Annotated in this window: 2 protein-coding genes; both read left to right on the top strand. The window is 36.0% G+C overall.

Features of this window, described 5'->3' with window-relative positions; genetic code table 11:
- Positions 1 to 2,374: midas domain-containing protein (locus tag HMPREF2937_RS13540; RefSeq protein ID WP_180364636.1), on the top strand; the 2,374-nt coding region annotated here is incomplete at its 5' end.
- Positions 2,375 to 2,395: 21 nt separating this feature from the next.
- Positions 2,396 to 2,782, top strand: a complete 387-nt coding sequence (gene gvpU, locus HMPREF2937_RS10240; protein ID WP_002481461.1) for a gas vesicle accessory protein GvpU — start codon at positions 2,396 to 2,398, stop codon at positions 2,780 to 2,782.
- Positions 2,783 to 2,859 lie beyond the last annotated feature (77 nt).

Consider the following 2,859-nt stretch of genomic DNA (forward strand, 5'->3'; position numbering starts at 1 on the left):
CTTCGATAGATTCAAATCGCATAAATCTGATGAAAAAGAGTCGGATGATGAAGAATCTGAGGATGATGAAGACACTGATGAATCAGAAGATAATTCTGAAGAAGAATCCGAAGAAGATAGCGACAAACTTGAAGGTAAGAAGAAGAAAAAGAACATCTTCAGCAAGTTAAAATCACGTAAATCAAAGAAAAATGAATCCGAAGAAGAACAAGCATCAGATGATGACGATGAAGACGAAGAAAAAGAAAAACAAGACAAAAAAGCAACTAAGAAAAATAAAGCAAAACCTAAAAAAGAAAATGATTCTGAAGCTAAATCCGAAGATGATAATGTAGAAGATTCTGAAGAAGATGACACATCGAAAGATGAAGAAGAATCCGAAGAAACTAGTGCGGATAAAAAAGCATCAAAAAAATCTGAGCCGAAAGAAGAGACAGAATTAGTATCAGAAGATGACACATCAGAAGCAGATGAATCTGACGAATCAGAAGAAGAATCCGACGACGAAGCTGAAGATTCCAAAGAAGACACTTCAAAAGACGAGGACGAATCGGAAGAACCTGAAGCGGATGAAAAAACTACAAAAGCATCAGCTGAAAAAACTTCTGAAAAAACCGAATCAGAAGAAGGGCCTGAATCAGAATCGGATGAGGATGCATCAGAAACCAATGAATCTGATCAATCAGAAGATAAATCCGACGATGAGATTGAAGAATCCAAAGAAGACACTTCAAAAGACGAGGACGCATCAGAAGAAACAGAAGTAGATGAGAAATCATCAAAAACATTAGCTGAAAAAACTTCTGAAAAACCAGAATCAGAAGAAGAGTCTGAACCAGAATCAGATAATGCATCAGAAGCAGATGAATCTGATCAATCAGAAGATAAATCAGACGATGAGACTGAAGAGTCCGAAGACGAAGCTGAAGATTCTAAAGAAGACACTTCAAAAGAGGAGGAAGCATCAGAAAAATCTGAAGCGGATGAAAAAACTACAAAAGCATCAGCCGGAAAAACTTCTGAAAAACCAGAATCAGAAGAAGAGTCTGAACCAGAATCAGATAATGCATCAGAAGCAGATGAATCTGATCAATCAGAAGATAAATCAGACGATGAGACTGAAGAGTCCGAAGACGAAGCTGAAGATTCTAAAGAAGACACTTCAAAAGAGGAGGAAGCATCAGAAGAAACAGAAGTAGATGAGAAATCATCAAAAACATTAGCTGAAAAAACTTCTGAAAAACCAGAATCAGAAGAAGAGTCTGAACCAGAATCAGATAATGCATCAGAAGCAGATGAATCTGATCAATCAGAAGATAAATCAGACGATGAGACTGAAGAGTCTGAAGACCGAGCTGAGGATTCAAAAGAAGATACTTCAAAAGATGAGGACGAGTCAAAAGAATCTGAATCAGATGATGAGGTTGAAGAGTTAGAAGACGAAGCAAAAGATTCTAAAGAAGACACTTCAAAAGAGGAGGAAGCATCAGAAGAAACAGAAGTAGATGAGAAATCATCAAAAACATTAGCTGAAAAAACTTCTGAAAAACCAGAATCAGAAGAAGAGCCTGAACCAGAATCAGAAGATGACACTTCAGAAACAGGTGAATCTGATCAATCAGAAGAAGAATCAGACGATGAGGCTGAAGAGTCCAAAAATCAAGTTGAAGATTCTAAAGTTGATGACACTTCTGATGATAAAGATGAAGCTTCAGATGAGAAAAATGAATCCGAAGAAGATAGTAATTCAGACGATGAGGAATCCGAAGACGAAGCTGAGGAAGATTCAACTAAATCAGATGAGTCTAAAAAAGCAGATAATGTAAAGCTTGATTCTGAGGATTCAAAAGATGAAGAGTCTAATTCGAAAACAAAACAGCCTAAGAAATCTACATCAAAGAAAAAAGCAGATAATTCTAAACCAGATAATCAATCTGACGAAGATGATGAAAGCGAAAAAAATGATAGTAAAGAAAAGGCAACGGGGGAATCTAAAAACTCAAAGATGCCAACTGAACCTGAACAAACTAAAGATGAAGACAACGAGGAAGAGAAGGGTTCAAAAGAAAAAGGCACTCAATTCAACCAAGTTGCCAGAGCAAAACTCAAAGGCTTGAAAACATCAACGGCAAGCCTGTTCAAAAAGGATGATAGTGATGACGAACAATCAGAAGAAATTGAAGAAAATGAAAGACAAGAAACTAAAACAAATCAACAAGATGAAAAAGAACCTGAAGAAAAACTTCAAGAAGAACAAGAAGAAACCTCTTCTAGGCAAAAAGAAAAAACACAGACCACTAAGAAGCAAGAAGAAACGTCTGAAGAAAAAGCTGGAACGTGGATAGAAAGTCATGATGACACAGGTGACAGATAATTAAACGAGAGGAATGATATAATGAGTAACAAACAAACATCTAAAGATGATATTCTTGAATCATTTGTAAAAGCCGCAAACGAAGACGACTTTACTCTAGATATTTCGTTATTAGTCGACGGTGCCATTGTGACTGGTACATTGATTTCAGCGAAAGAATACTTTAAAACATTAAGCAAATCATTTAAAGGCGGCAATGCAACGTCTAAACAATTTAGCGAAGACTTAGATGAAGCTGGTGACTATGCCGCTGAAAGTGATAACGATGAAATCAATTATATTCACTTAAAAGATACAAGTATCTTTATCAGTGAGAATAAACCTACACCTTCAAGTGGTAAGTTGATTTGGAGAGGTAAATTAAGCGAAGTAAACAGTTTCTTTTTAGGAAAAATTAAAAGTAATTAAAACTTAATATAAGCACTGAATAAATAGTGTGATATAAAACGAGGGGGTCGGGACATAAATGTTCTGACTCCTAATAA

This window comes from Staphylococcus sp. HMSC061G12 (genome assembly GCF_001838465.1).
GTDB classification, from domain to species: Bacteria; Bacillota; Bacilli; order Staphylococcales; family Staphylococcaceae; genus Staphylococcus; species Staphylococcus simulans.

Excerpts from the sequence above, each read along its gene's own strand:
- gvpU (WP_002481461.1), top strand. The coding sequence starts at position 2,396 with ATGAGTAACAAACAAACATCTAAAGATGATATTCTTGAATCATTTGTA.